The 15,373-nt window shown below is 50.4% G+C and carries 11 protein-coding genes and 1 riboswitch; of the genes, 7 read left to right on the top strand and 4 right to left on the bottom strand.

From position 1 onward, the window contains the following. Window positions 1-8: 8 nt before the first annotated feature. Together K7P76_RS03110 and K7P76_RS03105 are read left to right on the top strand one after the other, a co-directional pair. Window positions 9-1,241, top strand: coding sequence for an ABC transporter substrate-binding protein (locus tag K7P76_RS03110; protein ID WP_232183173.1), 1,233 nt, complete (start codon window positions 9-11; stop codon window positions 1,239-1,241). 2 nt (window positions 1,242-1,243) lie between these two features. Further along, window positions 1,244-2,563, top strand: coding sequence for an extracellular solute-binding protein (locus K7P76_RS03105; protein WP_232183171.1), 1,320 nt, complete (start codon window positions 1,244-1,246; stop codon window positions 2,561-2,563). A gap of 7 nt (window positions 2,564-2,570) precedes the next feature. On the opposite strand, the gene K7P76_RS03100 is transcribed toward K7P76_RS03105, so the two are convergent. Further along, window positions 2,571-3,251, bottom strand: coding sequence for a queuosine precursor transporter (locus K7P76_RS03100; protein ID WP_232183161.1), 681 nt, complete (start codon window positions 3,249-3,251; stop codon window positions 2,571-2,573). Between the two features lie 155 nt (window positions 3,252-3,406). Then, window positions 3,407-4,864: an MDR family MFS transporter gene (locus tag K7P76_RS03095; protein WP_232183159.1), complete on the bottom strand. Its 1,458-nt coding sequence runs from the start codon at window positions 4,862-4,864 to the stop codon at window positions 3,407-3,409. Window positions 4,865-4,987: 123 nt separating this feature from the next. Here K7P76_RS03095 and K7P76_RS03090 point away from each other — a divergent pair, with 123 nt between their 5' ends. From K7P76_RS03090 to K7P76_RS03080, 3 genes are all read left to right on the top strand, one after another. Next, window positions 4,988-5,563: a PadR family transcriptional regulator gene (locus tag K7P76_RS03090; RefSeq protein WP_232183157.1), complete on the top strand. Its 576-nt coding sequence runs from the start codon at window positions 4,988-4,990 to the stop codon at window positions 5,561-5,563. Further along, window positions 5,556-6,572, top strand: a complete 1,017-nt coding sequence (locus tag K7P76_RS03085; RefSeq protein ID WP_232183155.1) for a YpdA family putative bacillithiol disulfide reductase — start codon at window positions 5,556-5,558, stop codon at window positions 6,570-6,572. The genes K7P76_RS03090 and K7P76_RS03085 overlap by 8 nt, the downstream gene beginning before the upstream one ends. A gap of 167 nt (window positions 6,573-6,739) precedes the next feature. Then, window positions 6,740-7,996: a WD40/YVTN/BNR-like repeat-containing protein gene (locus K7P76_RS03080; protein WP_232183146.1), complete on the top strand. Its 1,257-nt coding sequence runs from the start codon at window positions 6,740-6,742 to the stop codon at window positions 7,994-7,996. 247 nt (window positions 7,997-8,243) lie between these two features. Here the strand turns inward: K7P76_RS03080 and K7P76_RS03075 are convergent, their stop codons facing one another. After that, window positions 8,244-11,840 carry a glycoside hydrolase family 44 protein gene (locus tag K7P76_RS03075; protein ID WP_232183145.1) on the bottom strand — a complete coding sequence of 1,199 codons (3,597 nt, stop codon included), beginning with the start codon at window positions 11,838-11,840 and terminating at the stop codon, window positions 8,244-8,246. A gap of 197 nt (window positions 11,841-12,037) precedes the next feature. On the opposite strand from K7P76_RS03075, the gene K7P76_RS03070 reads away from it, so the two are divergent. Together K7P76_RS03070 and K7P76_RS03065 are read left to right on the top strand one after the other, a co-directional pair. Then, window positions 12,038-12,700 carry a response regulator transcription factor gene (locus tag K7P76_RS03070; RefSeq protein ID WP_232183142.1) on the top strand — a complete coding sequence of 221 codons (663 nt, stop codon included), beginning with the start codon at window positions 12,038-12,040 and terminating at the stop codon, window positions 12,698-12,700. Further along, window positions 12,697-14,685 (top strand): sensor histidine kinase, encoded by a 1,989-nt coding sequence (locus K7P76_RS03065; RefSeq protein ID WP_232183140.1) that lies wholly within the window; start codon window positions 12,697-12,699, stop codon window positions 14,683-14,685. Before K7P76_RS03070 ends, K7P76_RS03065 begins: the two co-directional genes overlap by 4 nt. Here the strand turns inward: K7P76_RS03065 and queF are convergent. Further along, window positions 14,682-15,173, bottom strand: coding sequence for a preQ(1) synthase (queF, locus tag K7P76_RS03060; RefSeq protein WP_232183137.1), 492 nt, complete (start codon window positions 15,171-15,173; stop codon window positions 14,682-14,684). The genes K7P76_RS03065 and queF overlap by 4 nt on opposite strands. A gap of 142 nt (window positions 15,174-15,315) precedes the next feature. Continuing rightward, window positions 15,316-15,359: riboswitch (PreQ1 riboswitch) on the bottom strand. Window positions 15,360-15,373 lie beyond the last annotated feature (14 nt).

Here is a 15,373-nt window from a genome sequence, read left to right as displayed (position 1 = left end):
GATTGTTTATGTGCGCTCTTATTCTGTTCTCGGCATTCGTAACCGGCTGTAACAGTCCGAAGGCTGTGCCTCTGATTGACAAGGACGATATCACGCTTAACATAGGTTACCTATCAGAAGAAGCTTTCGAGCAGAGGTATGCGAATATATTGCAGCGCGAGTATCCGAAGCTCAGAGTCAACATCATCCCTATGAAGGAATTAATACGCGGTGAAGTAACCGTCCAACAATGGGTTAAATCCCACTCTGTCGATCTCCTGTACATACCCGACCATTTATTCGAATCCTTCATTGATTCAGGGCAGATACGGCAATTGGACGCTTATATCGATCGGGACTCTTATTCGCTAGATGACAGGGTACCCGAAGCGATTGAGCTGACTAAGCTTTACGGTACCGGAAAAATATACGGGCTTCCGCCAACTTTCACCGGACGAGCCCTTGCCTATAACAAAGACCTTTTCGATCAATACAATGTTAGCTACCCGAAGGATGGCATGAGCTGGAACGAGTTGATCACCCTTTCGCAGCGGTTCCCTCAGGGCTTATCCATTACGGACAGGACACCTTGGGATTGGGTGCAGGATATGGGAATGACGCTGAATCTGCAGCTTTACAACAAAACTTCCCGGACAGTAACCTTTAACAGCCCCTCTTGGCTGAAGGTATGGGAGTCGGCGATCGAACCTTTGCGGAACAACAAAGTATGGTTTGACGATATCAATAAAAATCCGTTTCGCACCGGCGAACGTGCAATGACGATCATTTCCAGCGATCAATTGAGACGGCTGGAAGAGGGACAACTGGGTTTCAAATGGGATCTAGTCACGATGCCCGTCAATCCAGCGCAGCCGGATGTTACCGCTAATCTATTTGCTGATGGCTTTTACGCGGTTACTCAGACTTCTTCCAACCCCGATGATGCTTGGGAAGTCATGCGGTTTTTACTTTCGGATCGAGTAGCCAAGTGGGTTTATGGAGATTGGTATGGCTTTACGACCCTAGCGGATCAGCTTGGAATTAACGCGGAGGAGAAAAAGCACCGTGCCGTATTCCATCGACTGCGACCGGTTCTTCCGAATTATGATGTTCTGCCAGACTCTCTGCGGGGATTAGCCATTCAAACGCTCGATCAGTTGTTGGCGGGCTCCGATCCGATAACTGAATCTTCGTTAACCGATCTTCAGCAAAAGGCGGAAGCGCTGCTTCGATCAGATAAATCTAGCGGGAAGGAGAAGTGATCATGCGCTTTAAATCATCCCGGCTACTGATCCTACTCTTCTCGTCCCTGATTATCTTATCGGGTTGCCTAAACTCCAAGCCTGAGAAGCCTATCGTTCTTAAGGTCAGCGCTCCTTCCGTCCAACAATTTTACAGAGATTACGGTTATGGCTTTGAGAAGAAATACCCCCATATCCAAGTTCAGGTTGTTCCCTATGATTCCAAGTCGGTGGATCCTTATCAGGACGCGGACATTAGGTATATGTACAATTTGCCGTTGCTTCGGCAACAGATCGAGCAAGGCCAATTGCTTTCTTTATCATCGCGCTTCCAGAAAGAAGAAAATTCGGAGCTTGGCAAGCTTTCCCCTATCGTCACCACTTTGCTCAAATCGGCTGCCGATAATGGCGAGATGTACGGAGTTTCACCAACCTTTCAAGGAGTCGCGCTGTTTTACAACAAAGATCTGTTTAAGCAATATGGAATTGCTCCTCCCGCTAACGGTGCTGCTTGGAAAGATATTTTCGCGTTGGCTATGCGGTTTCCGAATAAGGGGACGGATGGACAACCCCTCTACGGTATAGGCACGAATTATTATCGCAACATTACGCTTAACTGCATTCTTGAAGCAGGTCGAACAGAAGGGCTGTCTTATATCCAACCTCAAACGCTTAAAGTCACGATGAATACGGAAAAATGGCGAACGATATGGAATTACGCGATTGAAGCGTTCAGGTCTGGCGCCATTAAAGGGGAAGAAGAATCGCTCGGCGGGAACGATCCTTCGTTCATGACCGGACAAGTAGCCATGACACTCGGAGGTTTCTCATCGGCGTATAGCTTTGAGGAATATGCTGAAATGTTCAAAGTCAAACGCATCAACTGGGGAATCATCACGCCTCCCGTCGATCCCGGGCAGCCGGACCGCTCCCGCTCCTATACCGTAGATGAGATATTCGGCATATCTACCGCATCGATGCATCAAGAGGAAGCCTGGAAGCTCCTTGAGTTCATCGTGTCCGATGCCGAGAATATCCGTAACAGGGCCAACTATCGGAGCCAGGGGATTCCTTCTATTACGGAATATATGCAGCCGCTCAGCAATTGGGATGACCTCTCGCCTATATATAAGCTTCAAGCCAATCCGGATAATCCGAATCCTTACCTTGTCATTGACCCTAAAATCGTGACTGCGCTCCAAGACGTTGCCCAACCGATTCTCGATCAGGTCATCCGAGGCGACAAGACTGTTGAGGCTGCGCTTGCGGAAGTGGAGCTTAAGGGGCAACAGGCGGTGGATGTGAAGAGGATGGAGTTGCAAAAGGGAGCCCTGCCCAAGTAAACCGAACTTATTCGCTTTTGAAATTAAAATTTCTAGCCAAATAAATAACCGGCGTGGACGCTACCGATATTACGAACTTAATCACATAAGTCGTGATGGCGATTTCCCACCACACATCCCAAGTATACAGTCCCGCGAATGCGATCGAACAGAAGATGAGCGTATCGACCAATTGACTGACGCCCGTGCTTCCGTTGTTGCGTATCCACAATTGGCTGCGTGTCGGGTACTTCACCTTTAGTTTGCTGAATAGTTTAACGTCAAGGAATTGGCTGACGAGATACGCGGTTAAGCTTCCCAAAGCGATACGCGGCGCCAATCCGAAAATCGTCTGAAGCGCAGGCTGACCGAAATCCGTCTCCTGAGGCTCGAATACGAGCACCATCTGCATAATAGCCGTGGACATCAGCAGGAAGAAGAACCCGAACCACACCGCCTTCTTCGCTTCCTTCTCTCCGTACTTCTCATTCAATAAGTCCGTCGTCAGATAGATCGTGCCGTACATCGTGTTGCCCAGCGTCATGACGAAGCCGAACATTCCGATCGTCTTAACCACTTGAATGTTGGCGAGCACTACAGCCGCGGCAATCCAAGCATATAACCCCTGCTTTCCGAACATCCGGTAGCAGATCAGGAATAGCGCAAAGTTGACTAGGACGAACAACGCGCCCCAACCGAAATTAAACATAACCATCCTCCTAGTTTTGTTGACGCGGGAGTTTGCGAACCGCGGCTCCGCTTTGCGGAGCAAACGTCTACCATTATAACATACAACAAGAGCCGGCAACCCAGAGGAATTCCCCCCCAGTCCACCGGCTCCCGTCTCTTCATCAAATCACTCTTTTACGCAGATTTACGTTCAACCGCCGCGACTCCCTGCCGCTTTATTTTGCCAACGAACAAGCTCAGAGGCAACGCCGCAACCGCTATGAATGTAGCGATGACATACACGTCGTTGATGCTCATCGTGAAGGACATCATCCCGATATGGATTTTGTCCGTATCCCCTGCTTGCGCTAAATTGGCGGCATGAGTAATGGAGCGCGAGGCAAGCAACGTCGTGAAGATAGCAATCGCGAACGACCCGAATACGTTCCGCGTCCAGTTCGTAATCGCCGAAGCGTGTCCCGATAGCTGTGCAGGAATTTGCTCCATGGCCGCGTTGCTTGACGGCATGACCACGAATGCGATGCCTAAGTTCCGCACGATCATCCACCATACGATATAGGAGTGAGGGACATCGACACTTAACCAGCTTAGCGTCAGAGTACCGACCGTCAACAAAACGATCCCAATAGACATCAACCAACGAGGCCCTATAACGCCATACAACTTCCCGACAAAAGGCATAGCGAGCGCCATGACTAAAGATGCGGGCAACAAAATTAATCCCGTATCCATCGGGGACACATGTTGAATTCGTTGCAAGAACACCGGGGTCAGCAGCGTGCCTGAGTATAAGCTAATCGTTATAATATTGGCTATAATCGCATTTAAGGTAAACCGACCGTTCTTGAATACCCGCAAGTTAAGCAGCGGAGTTTCGACCACGAGCTCACGCCAGATGAAGAGGATTAGATTAAGAATTCCAAATGCGAGCAGAAGCGCTATTTTCCACGAATCCCATCCCCACTTATGACCTTGGCCAAGAGCCAGCAATAAGGAAGAGCTGCTTAGGATAACGGTCACGAAACCAAGTCCGTCGAAGCTTTTGGGAACGTTCAGCCGATAATAAGGAATATAGGCATATACAAATGCGATTGCGATCAGTCCGATAGGAATATTCATTAGGAACAGCCATTGCCAATCGAAGTTTTGCAGCAGCCAGCCGCTGATCGTCGGTCCGAAAGCCGGAGCCAGCATGGCGGACAATCCCCACAAGGAGATGGCCATCGCTTGCTTCTCCCTCGGTATGACCTGATAAATAATCGACATCGTAGCCGGAATGATCAAACCGCTGAATGCTCCTTGCAGTACCCGAAACACGATCAAAGTTTGTTCGTTCCAAGCTGCGGCACACAAGGCGGAAGTAGCGGTAAATCCGATCAACGAGAAGAGGTAAAGCCGTCTGTAGCTGAATTTCTCGCCTAAATAACCCGCTATCGGAGCCGTCGTGCCCATAGCCAGCATGAATCCGGTTAATGTCCATTGCACTGAGCCAAGCGTTGTGTGAAAATGGTCCTTAAGAATTTCGAGCGCGAGATTAATCGTAGCCGAAGCAAGCACGCAAAGGAAAGAGCCGATAAAAATAGCAGTCATAATCGGCCAGAAACGGATTTGTTGATTATTCGTATTACTCATAATGGCTCTCCACACCCTCAATTGATAATATGTCTCTATTTACATATAATAAAGAACGAACATCATCATACTATGATTAGGCCCATATGTCAAAGTTTACTTATAGTCGGGAGAAAAATAAAAATGAACACGCTATCGTACGGTTTGCTCAGCTTTCTATCACGATCATCCTGTTCCGGGTATGATCTGATGCTCCAAATACAGCCATTCTGGCCGGCCAAGCATAGCCAAATCTATCCTTTGCTTGCCCAATTGGAGAAGGATGAATATGTTCAATACGAGCATATTTCACAGAGCGACAAGCCGGATAAGAAAGTCTACTCCCTAACCGACAAGGGAATAGAGGCGCTGCGGGAATGGTTATCCGAACCGGCTTCCGACCCCGTCATGCGAGACGATTTATATTTGAAAGTGTTTTGCATGTCATTGGTGGATTCGAATACCGCCCGTAATTTATTCATCAACCGTTTACAGCACTATCAGCAAAAGAAGCTCAAGTTTGACAACAAATTACCCCAACTGCAATGCATGACAGGATTGCCGCCGGACGAAATCCCTTCTTTCGACTCTCCATTCTTCGGAGCTTATCTTCTGCTCCAGAAAGCGATTAGCGTCAATGACGCGAATATTAAATGGTGCGAATGGGCATTAGAGCAGATAGCGTCACCGGCGGCTGAAAAGAGGGATTCCGTTGAGTGAGCAACAGACGGGTGAAACGGCGGAGAAAGTCATTATCATCGGAGCTGGCCCTTGCGGTTTAGCCGCAGCGCTTGAACTGCAGGCCATTGGGATCGAGCCGCTGCTTATCGAGAAACGGACGGTCGTCCACTCCATTTACCAATACCCGACGTATATGCAGTTTTTCAGCACTTCCGAGTTGCTCGAGATCGGCGGCATTCCGTTCACGACGCCGCTGGATAAGCCTACCCGGCGTGAAGCCCTTCAGTATTATCGCGATGTGGCGCTGCGCCGCAAGCTGCGTATTCAAGCCTATGAAACCGCGGTTTCAATCCTACGAAGAGAGAACGGACTATTCGCAGTTGAAACCCATGATCAATTCGGGGCATCGCGAATTTATACCGCACACTCTGTCGTTGTCGCTACCGGTTACTTCGATCATCCTAATCTCCTCGGCATTCCCGGTGAGGAAATGTCCAAGGTGAGCCACTTTTTTACGGAAGCCCACCCCTATACCGGAATGAAAGTCGCCATTATCGGCGGAAACAATTCGGCCGTCGATGCGGCGATGGAGCTTCTTCGCGTTGGAGCGGAGTTAACCGTCGTTTATCGCGGCGAGGATTATTCGTCCAGCATTAAGCCTTGGGTACTTCCGCTCTTCAAGAGCATGGTCGACAAAGGCCGCATTTCCATGCTCTTCGGCTGCCGCACGGTTCACATCGGCGAGAGGACGATTACCGTCCAGCCCATTGCCGAAGGGATTGAACCTATCGTTATCGACAATGATTTCGTACTCGCACTAACGGGGTTTCGCCCCGAACGAACACTGCTTACGGATACCGGCGCTGAAGTCGATGCTTCCTCAACCATTCCGACCTTTAATCCGGAGACGATGGAAACGAACGTTCCCGGACTGTACATCGCAGGCGTCATTGCGGCAGGACGCGAAGCCAACGAAATCTTCATTGAGAGCGGCCGCCATCACGGGAAGCTCATCGCCGGACATATTCGTGAGCGACTACTCTCCTAATTAAGCTATCCACGTTATTACGCCCGTAAACGGATCGATATCCGTGGCGGGCTTTTTGTTAGGTTAACGGCGGATACGGAATTCAAAGATGGGGCATCTTATTGCCTGCAATTGAACTTGGCATTCATGAAAATCGTTATTAAGGTAAGAAAAGGAGTGTGGTTAACATGACTTCAATGAGAAAAAGCACTCGGTTCCTGATCGCAGCATTGCTCGTTTTTCTTATTGCCGGGTGCACCAATGGCAACAATACTTCACTTCCGACTTCCGGTGTCCAATCATCGGAAAGCCCGCCTGCCGTGTCCACCGATGTTCCTTCAACCTCTTCAAGCGAATCTCCTCCATCGAATAGCTCTAACAACGAAAGCCCAGGGAACGTGCCTTCCACCTCTCCCATTTCGTCGATTGAACCCGTTTCAATGGGTAAGGTAACAGCCCTAAGGCTCGCCAATTTCAAATCGGGTTGGGCAGGCGGAGAAGGCTGGATTGCCAGAACCGACGACGGCGGCAAAAGCTGGAAGACGCAGCTGCAGCATAAGTATATCGTTAATCAATTATTTGCTCTGAACGACCAACAAGCATGGGCAACGCTCGATATCGGGGATTCGAAAAGCTTGCGGTTGCTTCACACCTCCAATGGAGGCAAGAAATGGACGGAAGCAGGAAACGTGCCTAACCGTGCATTCCTCCATTTCGTAAATTCCAACGAGGCTTTCAGCGGTAACGCCCGTACGACGGATGGCGGCAAAACTTGGGTAAAGCTCCCGGTTCCCTCCGCTCTCGCTGGAGATGCCTATTTCCATGATCACAGCAATGGTTGGGCGGTCACTCAGGGAAAAGACAAATTCAGCTTCACTCGCACCACCGATGGCGGGAAAACCTGGCGCTCGGTGATGACACGTACGACAGTGGCACCTGCTACCGGGGCTGTCATTCGATCAGCAGGTAAAAACAATGCATGGGTTGAATTAATCGGCGACTCCGGAATGACCCAGACTTCTTATTCCCTGTTCCATACTATAGATGGAGGGAAATCGTGGATTCCCGTATTGGCCCACTCCGGCGCTGGGTCCGGTCCGGCTCCGGGCTATGAGAGTGGAAAGGAAACGAAAGTTCCCGCTAACATGGGTTCAGGTCCCGGCGCCCTCTATGTCGTGAATACCCAAGTCGCATTCATGGGAGGACAGTGCATGGCTTGCGATCTTACAAACACAATGGGTAAAACAACGGATGGCGGAAAAACGTGGATTAACCTGAAGGGAGCGTTTCCCGGTTACGGACCACAGCAAATCGCCGCCGCGGACGCGAACCACATCTGGTGGATTAACACCGACAACGCCGAGCCTTCCGTCATGTACACATCCTCCGATGGCGGCAAGCATTGGAACAAGGTGCATACTTTCGATAAGCCTAAGCAAACTTAATTGCTCGTATCCGAAACCTGCGACCGGATCATGCGACGGTGCCGTTAAGCCATTTCTTGAAACTTGTTAGCAGACTAATAACGACCCTACGTGCCGCTATTTCCGGAATCGACACCTAGTACCCAAAGAGCGGCTTGTAGCTTCGATCCCCAATCATCGCATTCTGACAGTTATAAAAAATAAACGGCCAAGCAAGTTTTACCCTGCTTGACCGTCAACGCTTAAAACCTATGAACTAACACTATCATTACGGAATAACCACCAACGCAGCCGACTTGGCAGGCAGCTTCAAAGTAAATCCATCCGTCGCAACGTTTACTCCGCCGCTTGCCGACAACCGTTTCGAAGAGTTGAATCGGTAGACATCAGCTAACGCGCCCTCCCCGAACGAACCGTTTACTTTAACCGAACGAATGGCGCTGTCTTTGTTGAACAGCAGCACGTATGTTTTGCCGTCGGGCGCGACAATCGTGTAGGAGCCGAGCGCATCCGGAATCGAGCTCTTCGTGCGGACGCTGTCCCCCTTGATTTGACTGCCTTGTCCATCGTAATTCAAGTACATCTTGAAGGCGTCTTCCAACGGCGTGCCTGCTTTAAGCGTCCCGAACCTCGTCGCCAAGTCAACCCCTTCGCGGCCGAAGATGGCGAGCGCCTCGGCTTGCGCCAAACCTGCGGTAATACCGTCTCCATTGCCGAAGTTGTATTCGGAAATGGCCAGTTTCGTATCAGGCGAAATGTTGTTGATCATATCCTTCATCCTTGGAATAAGCCGGATCGGCTCCTGAATCCAAGATTGGTCGATGAAGTTAGGATCATACAACGACTTGAGCGATTGGAATCTCCGCTTGGCGACCGCCGGACCTTCTTCAGCGGCAGCTACTCCGTTCTCTTGCGGGTAGAAGTGAATGTCCAGATAATCTACTAGACGAACATGATTCTCATCTTCGTAGGCTTTAACTTTCTCCAGATACCACTCCAGGAACGGCTTTCCTTCATGGGCTTGGCGATCCGGTCCGTCCGCACAATTGTCCGCCGATGAGTAGAAGTATGCGCACCATCCCCACGAAGTAGGACCGAACACCTTCGCTTGCGGATCTTCGGCTTTAATCGCAGATCCGTACCGTTCCGTGAAACCCCAGATTTCGTCATAGGTCGGTGCTGCCGGATGTACGTCACGATGCGTGACGTGCCAAATTTCCGGTTCGTTGTCCAGCGCATAGTAATGCAATTTGTTGCCGGTTCTATCCTCAATATGCTTCATCCAATCCGTTACGAACTCCGGTCCGACCGGTTTGGATGTATCCGTTGGATCGTTATTTGTAATTTCCTTGCCATTAACGAGTACACCGTTACCGGCATCTGGATGCTCCTGAGGGGAGCTTTGCTGTTTACCATACTTCTGTTGGCTGAAACCGAAAGCCAAATCGCGAGATTTAGGAGTCCAACCGATGGTCGGAACGGTCAGAAGAACTTTACCGCCCTTATCATGCACGCCGTCGATAAACCGATCCGACGTTGAGCCGTTCGGCAAGTCGCCCGCGTTGTCATTCTCGTAAGGAAAGTTCATGAAGTACCAGTCCGACGACCGATTGGCCGTATCTAACTGCCAGTTATACCTTGTCGTATTATTGCCGCCCCAACGTTGAACCGGGAATGTAAGCGTGGAATCCGTTGGATGCATATCATCGTAATTAATGCCGTAGATTTCCGGATTAATAGGCTTGCGATCCGAATTCTTATCAACCGTAACGGTGACCGTCGGCAGCTCCGGCTCCGGAAGCTCTCCCGCATGCAGGTTCTTCAATAATCGAACATCGTCGATGTACACGGCAGCTTGATTGTTTTCGGTCGCCGCTTGGAAAATAAATCCGTCGAACTGGCCGTCCGTTAAACCCATATCGGCAAAATTGACCGTAACGTGAGTCCACTTGTTCGCCGGCAAGCTTCCTCCCTCCGCATATTTCGCGATATCCACCGAGCCAATGCCCATCGTTCCGTCGTAACCGTGCAAGAGCAGCTTCTGCCCGCCCGTCGTGCCTCCGTGAATCCAGAAATCGATGCCGTAATAATCGGATATCTCTTTCTTGGTATTGCTTACTAGCCACACGCCATCCCAGCCATCCGGCTCGAATTTGATGGAGCGCGTGCCATCGTGGACTTGCTCCGCATTGTCTAAATCCTTGTCATGCCAGCTTTGATTGCGGAATCCGTCAACAAGCTTATCGTCATATACGTTCTCACTAGCTGTTTCAGTGACCTGCACATAGGCAACGGCCGTAAAGTCTTTGTATGCAGCCGTGATTTTGGAAATGCCCGTCGACACAGCCGTCAGTTCACCCCCGTTAACCGCTACGATACCAGGGTTGCTGGACTGCCAATTCGCTTTACTGGACACAACCTCGGTCGCCCCCGTTTCCACGAGCGATTCTGCATCCAAGCGGTTAATCTCCCCCGGGAGCATAATCAATTCAGGCTTGTCCATCCGTACTTCGACCATTGCAGGAGGAGCCACGTATTTGCGCACTAGAGCGATATCGTCTAAAAATAAGGCATCCTGAACCCCGTCTGTTCCAGCGATGATCAAACCATCGAACAATCCGCCCGGCAGCTTAAGATCCGCCAGCTTGAGCTCCAGCTTCGTCCATTGTCCGCCCGGCACTCCGCTCGCGAACAGCTCGCTGCCGGACAGCTCCTTTACGGCTTGTCCGCCGGACATGAATACTAACTTCAGCTGCTGACCTCCCGATTCGCCGCCGTTAACCCAAATTTGCAGCTTCTCGTAATCTTTTTCCGTCAGGCCGCGATCGCTGTACAAATAGATTGGATCATCTCCGTTAGGCAACATGCGAATGGAGTTTTCCCCTGTGTGCACGACGTCGTGGTTATCCAGTTCGTGCGTTACCCAACCATAATCTTTAATTTGAGCGTTTAACGAATCGTCGTACATATAAATTCCGTCAACCGGCTCGATCGGTGCGGTCTCTGCACGCTCAAGCACTTCCAAAGGAACCGTGGCCTCTGCGCCTTCATACCGAGCGGTAATCGTCGTTTGACCCGGCTTCAGACCTTTAATCAAACCTTCGCCTACCTCGGCAATACTCGTATCCGAGGAGAACCAAGTCACTCCGCTGTTCACCCGATTCAGAGTACCGTCTGCATGCTTAGCAATCAACGGAGCGCTGAGAAGCCCACCCTCGCGTACAATAAGCTGCGGTTGCTCGAAAAGCAATCCGACGACTTCGCTATTATGCGGCTCTTCCTCGGAAGTAGAACCTCCTGCCCCATCCGGGAGAAAGGTTATATCGTCCACATAAACCGAATCTTGCTCTCCTTCTCCCCACAGCCAGATGCCATCGAGCAGCCCTGTCACCCCAAGCTGAGCCAGCGGAACGCGTACTTCGCTCCACTTACCTGCCGGAATGCCGTCGCCGCCTCCGACGATCAAGTCCCCTACCTTTTTCTCCACGATAGGTTGTCCGCCAAGCGAAAGCACCAGCTTAACCTGTTGACCGCCTTTATCGCCGCCATGAATCCAGAACCGCAGCGTGCCGTAATCGGCTGCAGACATAACCCGATCCTTGTAGAAATAAAGTGCTTTATCCCCATCGGGCTTCATCCGAATCGAATGGCTTCCTGTCTTGACGATATCGGTCGACCCCAAATCTACATCCGCCCAGCCGTAATCCATGAACTCTCCGGACAAGCCGTCATCGTATACGGTCAGGTCGTCCACCGATTTCCCTTTTACGTGCGGAGGGATAATCCATTGGCTCCACAGTAGAACAATAGCCATAATAACTGCGAACCCCACTCTTCTACTCATTCCGTTTGTTGCATTTCTCATCTTCCGTCTCTCCCTTGCAAATAAAATCACTATCGGTTTATCGTACCTCTCGATGGTAATGGCGGAGGCACTTGCCGCATAGTGACACGCGTCACCTTTTTTGTCATTTTAGTCATGACATCGCCCAAGGTCCCTCTTTTCTATACTCGCCTGTGTTAATCTGAGAGCATCCTAATCTTAATGAAAAGAAGATGCCCATGATCCAAGTGCTGGTTGTCGATGATCAAACATTGCTGCGGGAAGGCCTGCAGACGATTATTAATTTGGAAGAGGATATGCGGACGGTCGGCTTAGCCGCTAACGGATTGGAAGCGATCGAGATGACCGCAAGCTTCAGTCCGGACCTCGTCCTAATGGACATCAAGATGCCGCTCCTTAACGGGATTGACGGCATGAAACGAATTAAAAAGGATTATCCCGACACGATCGTTCTCATGCTGACGACATTTTTGGAAGACAATTTGATTATCGATGCGATGGCCAACGGGGCCGACGGCTTTCTGTTAAAGGACATGGCGGGAGAGCAGATCGTCCAGACGATCCGCGAAGCGATGAAAGGCCATCTCATCCTTCCCGCCCCGATTGCCGCCAAGCTTACCGCGCGGCTGTCCTATTGGAGCCAGACAGAGCCGGGGCCCTTCTACGAGCATGCGCTGGAGCAGAATGGCCTTTACTTCAACGAGAAGGAGAGGGAAATCATTCTCCTGCTCGTACAGGAAAAACCGAACAAGCAAATCGCCTCCACCCTCTATATGAGTGAAGGAACGATCCGCAATTATATTAGCGTCATCTACAGCAAGATCGGCACGAACGACCGGAATGCTGCCATCATCCGCCTGAAGGAGTTTTTAATCCCATGAAACGCAGCACGACTTCCTTGCTTGTATGGCTGTTCGCTTGCGCAATTATCCTCGGCTTATTCTTGCCTTCCTTCTTCATAAAGCGGAACGATTACCTCGGAGGGCAAAGATCCCCGCTTGCTGCCCTACTAAAGAATTGGGAAGTGTATTACGGGCAGAACCCTGTCGCCGGCGACACCTGGAAAACCTTTGGCGAAGCCGAATGGAAAAAGATGAGCCATTATGAAGGTACCCTATGGGTTCGGCGCACGCTGCCCGAGCTTCACTGGGAAAACCCTTATTTGTACCTTGGCGGAATGAACCGGTTCGAAGCGTATTTGGACGGAAAGTCGGTTTATCGCTTCCATATGGAGCCGGGTCTTGTCTGGAACCATTTCCTCGTGAAGCTTCATCCGATTCGAATAAACCCGGAAGACCATGGAAAGGAACTGACCTTAAGAATGAAATGGGACCGCCTCCCGTTTACTGCCAGCTTCTGGGTGTTCGCAGGAGATCCTGACCAAATGTTGAACCTTATGCTTCAGTCCGATTTGCCCAGATATATTTATTCTGTGTTGTATCTCACCGTCGGTTTGGTAGGAATCGCACTCCTCGCCAGGCGAAAAGAACGATTATATGTATGGTTCACCCTGTTGGCATTGTCCGCTGGCCTTGGGCTTCTGCTGCAGTGCATTTCGCTGCAATGGTTCGTGAAAGTTGAAGCCTTGTATTACTGGAAGGACTTATTGCTTCCGTTCGGCGTATACGCTTTTACCGGACTCTATGGGGAAGTTCTGGGTGCCTCCAGAAGGCATCTCGTTCAGATTACAAAGAACACTTTGTTCCTCTACACGATCGCTACCTTGTGTGCGGGGATATGGAGCCCGACCTGGTATTGGAAAATGTTTTCCGACGTACTGCCTTTCCTTGCGATAGCCGCGATGGGAGTCGTTACTTATGCTCTGGTACGTTATCGGAAAGACACGCAGGGGCAGAACGAGAGAAAGTGGCTGCTGAGAGGTTACGTGATACTGGTTGTTTGCGGGTTAGTTCATATCATCTCTATCTATTTTTATAACCCGTTGTTGCGAATCTTTTCATTATGGCCTTATATCAATGCCTTGATCGCTAACGTTCTTCCTAACGGCCTTCTCTTATTCATGCTTTGCATGGTCATGGTTCTTATTAATAGGGTAGGGCGCGTGTATCGAGAGTCGGAACGGAATGCCAATGAGCTTATGGTGAAAAATAGCGAGCTGGAACAGTTTCATCGCAATCTGGAGCAGTTGGTGGACATTCGGACTAAAGAGCTGGAGGAGGCGAGCCTTTCCTTGTCGGTGACTTTGCGCGAGAAAGCGGAGACGTTAGCCGAGGTATCCGTATTGGAGGAGAGAAATCGGATCGCGCACGAAATGCATGACGTTGTCGGCCATACGCTTACCGCCGCGATCGTTCAACTGGAAGCAGGCAAGAAGCTGGCGGCCAGGGAGGGCAACCTCCCTATGGATAAGCTGGAAACGGTCAGCGCGCTCGTTCGCAAGGGCCTGGATGACATCCGCAAAACCGTGCGCTTGCTGAAAACCGATAACACTCCCGTTAAACTTGAATCGGCGTTACAGGAGCTTATTCGGGACACGATTGAGTCGATGGAAGTCGCGATCGAAGCGAATATCGAGATTCCATCCGGCTTGGGAAGATTAACCGAGCAAGTCATCTATCACGCCCTACAAGAAGGATTAACGAACGGAATCCGCCATGCCAGATGCAGTTTATTCCGATATACGCTCCGTCCGAACGGGGATCATCTCGAATTCAAGCTGTGGAACGACGGCGCGCCCTATGGCTATTCAAAGCCGGGGTTTGGCCTGACCACCATGATGGAGCGTGTTCATCTGTTGGGAGGTACGATTAGCGTAGGCTCAGGCAAGGGGGATGGCGGGTTCCCGGTTGGTTGCGAGCTGACGATTACGTTGCCGCTGCAGCTGTCGCTGCCTTCGGCCCCTTAACGATTATCGACTTTCTCCGGATACAGATCATGATTCATCAGACGGTGCTCCGCCATTTGCTCGTATTTGGTACCAGGCTTGCCCCAGTTGCAATAAGGGTCGATGGAAATGCCGCCGCGCGGGGTGAACTTTCCCCAAACCTCGATATAACGTGGTTCCATCAAACCGATCAAATCGTTCATGATGATGTTCATGCAGTCCTCGTGAAAATCGCCGTGGTTCCTGAAACTGAACAGGTAAAGCTTAAGCGACTTGCTCTCCACCATCCGCAAGTCCGGGATGTACGAAATGTACAGGGTGGCGAAATCCGGCTGACCCGTCATCGGGCAAAGGCTCGTAAATTCCGGGCAATTGAACTTGACGAAGTAGTCTCTGGCCGGGTGCTTATTGTCGAATGCCTCGAGCACTTGCGGATCGTATTCGAATACGTAACGCGTTCCTTGATTGCCAAGCAACGTTATATCTTGCATTTCTTCTTTCGTGCGCATGAAAAAAATCCCCTTCCTGGATGAGAAGAAAGAGAATAGCGGGAACAGCTCCAATGCCACTAAAAAAATGAAAAAAACGGCACCTCGCTAAAGACCGAGGCTGCAGCGAAGGGCTGCAGCCGGGTCGATAAGACAAGTGATCGTTTTCTTAGTTTTTTATAGAGGGAGTTCGCGAACCTCTTCTTCTTTAATTATACATC

This window comes from Cohnella silvisoli (genome assembly GCF_021190915.1).
Classification (GTDB): domain Bacteria; phylum Bacillota; class Bacilli; order Paenibacillales; family Paenibacillaceae; genus Cohnella; species Cohnella silvisoli.
This window is presented reverse-complemented; position numbering and strand designations above follow the sequence as displayed.

Excerpts from the sequence above, each read along its gene's own strand:
- K7P76_RS03110 (WP_232183173.1), top strand. The coding sequence starts at position 9 with ATGTGCGCTCTTATTCTGTTCTCGGCATTCGTAACCGGCTGTAACAGT.
- K7P76_RS03105 (WP_232183171.1), top strand. The coding sequence starts at position 1,244 with ATGCGCTTTAAATCATCCCGGCTACTGATCCTACTCTTCTCGTCCCTG.
- K7P76_RS03100 (WP_232183161.1), bottom strand. The coding sequence starts at position 3,251 with ATGTTTAATTTCGGTTGGGGCGCGTTGTTCGTCCTAGTCAACTTTGCG.
- K7P76_RS03095 (WP_232183159.1), bottom strand. The coding sequence starts at position 4,864 with ATGAGTAATACGAATAATCAACAAATCCGTTTCTGGCCGATTATGACT.
- K7P76_RS03090 (WP_232183157.1), top strand. The coding sequence starts at position 4,988 with ATGAACACGCTATCGTACGGTTTGCTCAGCTTTCTATCACGATCATCC.
- K7P76_RS03080 (WP_232183146.1), top strand. The coding sequence starts at position 6,740 with ATGACTTCAATGAGAAAAAGCACTCGGTTCCTGATCGCAGCATTGCTC.
- K7P76_RS03075 (WP_232183145.1), bottom strand. The coding sequence starts at position 11,840 with ATGAGAAATGCAACAAACGGAATGAGTAGAAGAGTGGGGTTCGCAGTT.
- K7P76_RS03070 (WP_232183142.1), top strand. The coding sequence starts at position 12,038 with ATGATCCAAGTGCTGGTTGTCGATGATCAAACATTGCTGCGGGAAGGC.
- K7P76_RS03065 (WP_232183140.1), top strand. The coding sequence starts at position 12,697 with ATGAAACGCAGCACGACTTCCTTGCTTGTATGGCTGTTCGCTTGCGCA.
- queF (WP_232183137.1), bottom strand. The coding sequence starts at position 15,173 with ATGCGCACGAAAGAAGAAATGCAAGATATAACGTTGCTTGGCAATCAA.